Genomic DNA, 3,438 nt, shown 5'->3' with positions numbered 1-3,438 from the left:
CCGCGCTGGCCCTGCGGCTGCGCCGGCGCTGAACGGCGGGCGTCCGCGAGGGGCCCGAGCCGCTCCGTACCGTCCGTTCGGTTCGGTGGCGGACGACGGACGCACCGTACTCACGGTTCATCACAATGCGGCAGCATCGCCTCACTTCACGTGGCTGTTCACTTGACTACCGGTGGTTCCACAGGGTTGGCTCCGGGCCAGCGAGAGTCACCCGGTCGGAGTACGCACCCCGCGCGGTTCCGTCCGTGCTCTCCCCTGCTCTTGCTCGGCCGCACAGCGAGGTCCGCACTCTCCATGAACACTCGTCCCCCGTCCCACCGCCTCACGAGACGCCGTCTGGCCGCCCTGGCAGCCGCCGTCGGTCTGCTGACGACCGGCTGTTCCGCCTTCGGCTCGGCCGACGACTCCTCGGACTCCGACGGTGCGGGCGCCTCCGGCGCCGGACGGATCAAGGTGGCGATGGTCACCCACGGCAGCGAGGACGACGCGTTCTGGGACCGGGTGCGCAAGGGTGCCGAGGCGGCGGCCGCCAAGGACGGCATCGAGCTGACGTACGTGAGCGACCCGGACCCGGCGGGACAGGCCGAGCTGGTCCGCGAGGCGGTCCGCGACGGTGTCGACGGCATCGCGCTGACGCTGGCCAAGCCGGCGGCCATGAAGGGCCCGGTCAACGAGGCACGGGCCGCGGACATCCCCGTGGTCGGGCTCAACTCCGGTATCGACGCCTGGAAGTCGGCGGGGCTGCTGGAGTTCTTCGGCCAGGACGAGAGCGTGGCGGGCCGGGCCGTCGGCGACAAGCTGGACGAGCTGAAGGCCGAGCACGCCCTGTGCGTCGTCCACGAGCGTGGCAACGTTGCCCTGGAGGCCCGCTGCGCCGGTGTGAAGAAGGCGTTCGGCGGGACGACCGAGAACCTCTACGTGGACGGCACCGACATGCGCGCCGTCTCCGGCATCATCACCGCCCGGCTGCGGCAGGACCCGACCATCGACGAGGTGGTCACCAACGGGGCGGACTTCGCACTCACCGCGGTCGACGCCGTCTCGGAGGCGGAGAGCGACGCCGGCGTCGCCACCTTCGACCTCAACGACGACCTGGTGGACGCCGTGCGCGGCGGCAACGTCCAGTTCGCCGTCGACCAGCAGCCCTATCTGCAGGGCTACCTCGCCGTGGACGCGCTGTGGCTGTACCGGACCAACGGCAACATCAGCGGTGGCGGGGTCGCGCCCGTGCTCACCGGGCCCGCGTTCGTCACGAAGGCCAACGCCGCCGCGGTCGCCGGGTTCGCCGCCGACGGAACCCGCTGACGGGCCGGCCCGTGCGTACTTCCCCCAACACCCGACCGCTCTAGGACCACGATGTCTCCACGGACAGGTGCCCGGCGCCGTTTCGGCTCCATACGTCTCTCGCTGTTCCTCCTCGCCCTGGTGCCCAGTGTCACCCTCGCCGGCATGTGGGGCCTGACGACGATCCAGATGTTCTCCGAGGGGCTGCAACTGCGTTCCCAGACGGAACTGAGCCGGTCGACCGGTGCGATGGGCACGCACGCCGCGCTCGCGCTGCAGCAGGAGCGCAGGCTGACCGCCGCGTGGCTGGCCGATCCGGAGACCCCCCGGACCGCCCTCGAAGCGCAGCGCGAGAAGACCGACGGGGCGGTGGCGAAGCTGGTCGGTCAGGCGGACGCGATCGCCGAGGCACCGGCCCGCATCTCGGACCGGATGTACGGGGTGCTCGGTTCGGTGGGCAGCCTGGAGTACTACCGGGACCAGGTGGACCACCCCAGCGACATCACCGCCGAGCAGGCGCTCGAGCAGTACACCTCGATCATCGACGACCAGATCCACGCCTTCCAGGAACTCTCCCAGGTCGACGACGGCGACCTGACCTCGGAGGCCGAACCGCTGATCGCGCTGGAGCACGCGGCGGAGCTGTTCTCCGAGGAGGACGCGCGGCTCACCCTCGCCTGGTCCGCCGGGCGCATGGACACGGAGGGCTGGGGCGAGTTCGCGGAGCTGGTGCACACCCGCCGCTGGCTGGTCGAGGACCAGATCGTGCCCTCCCTGCGCGGTGAGACCAAGACCCAGACCGAGCGGATCCTGCAGAGCGCCGAGTGGCGCGCCCTGCAGGCGGTCGAGGACCAGGTACTGGCGACCGCGCCCACGGGCGAGAAGCGCACCGTCGAACTGCCGGACCTGCGGGAGCGGTGGGACGAGGCCATGGACCGGGTCTCCTCGCAGTACGCCGCCATGATCCGGGAGCAGACCGACGCGCTGCTCACCCGCAGCGCCGGCGAGGCCCGCAGCCTGCTGATCACGGCCGCCTCCCTGAGCGCCGCCGGACTGCTCGCGCTGCTGTTGTGCGTCGGCCTGTCCTGGCGCATCACCCGCTCGCTCTCCCGCCGGCTGCGCGGGCTGCGGATGGCCACCCTCGGACTGGCCGAGGAGCGGCTGCCCGACGTGGTGGCCCGGCTGGAGCGGGGCGAGAAGGTCGACGCCGAGTCGGCGACGACCCCGCTGGACTACGGCCACGACGAACTGGGGCAGGTCGCCCAGGCGTTCAACACCGCACAGCGCACCGCCGTGCACACCGCGGTCGAACTCGCCGACACCCGGCGCGGTTTCCAGAAGGTCATCCTCGGCATCGCGCGGCAGAGCCAGAACCTGGTCAACCTCCAGCTCAGCAAGCTCGACGCGCTGGAGCGCCGGCACACCGACCCCGAGGTCCTCAAGGGTCTGTACGAACTGGACTCCACAGCCAGCCAGTTGCGCCGGTACGAGGAGAACCTGGTCATCGTCAGCGGTGAGCGTCCCGGCCGTACCTGGAGCGAGCCGGTCGCGCTGATCGACATCGTGCGCAGTGCCGTCGGGGAGGTCGCCGAGTACCAGCGGGTGGAGGTGCTCACCGAGGAGGAGGTGTCGCTCGCCCCGCCCGCGGTGGCCGACGTCATCCACCTGCTGGCCGAGCTGATCGACAACGCGACGGTGTACTCGCCGGCGCCGAGCCCCGTCACGGTGCGGGCGGCGATGGTGGCCAAGGGGCTCGCCGTGGAGATCGAGGACCGGGGCCTGGGCCTGTCGGACGACGACTACGCCTCCCTGAACGCCCAGTTGGCCAAGGCGCCGCAGTTCGACGTGGTGGCGCTCGCCGACGACCTCCGGCTCGGCATGTTCGTGATCTCCCAGCTCGCGCACCGGCACGGCATCTCCGTGACCCTGCGTCCCTCGCCGTACGGCGGGACGACGGCGATCGTGCTGATCCCGCACGAGATCGTGGTACGGGACGTGCCGTCCGACGGTGACCGGAGGGAGACGCGCGCCGAGGCCGTACGGGACCGGGCGGACGACCGGCGCCCGGAGCCCGTGGCCGCCGGTGCGGAGCAGGCCGCGGCGTCCCGTCCGGCGACCGCCGTACGGACCGTCCCCGCACCGGCCGTGTCGGTG

2 protein-coding genes are annotated in these 3,438 nt (G+C 71.7%); both read left to right on the top strand.

Annotation, left to right across the window (positions count from 1 at the left end):
- The first annotated feature begins 294 nt into the window (after window positions 1–294).
- Complete coding sequence (locus B7767_RS23750; RefSeq protein ID WP_085573981.1) at window positions 295–1,305, top strand: substrate-binding domain-containing protein; 1,011 nt, start codon at window positions 295–297, stop codon at window positions 1,303–1,305.
- Between the two features lie 51 nt (window positions 1,306–1,356).
- On the top strand, window positions 1,357–3,438 hold a 2,082-nt coding region (locus B7767_RS23745; RefSeq protein ID WP_107486283.1), incomplete at its 3' end, for a nitrate- and nitrite sensing domain-containing protein.

The organism is Streptomyces sp. 13-12-16 (assembly GCF_002114215.1).
Lineage (GTDB): Bacteria > Actinomycetota > Actinomycetes > Streptomycetales > Streptomycetaceae > Streptomyces.
This window is presented reverse-complemented; position numbering and strand designations above follow the sequence as displayed.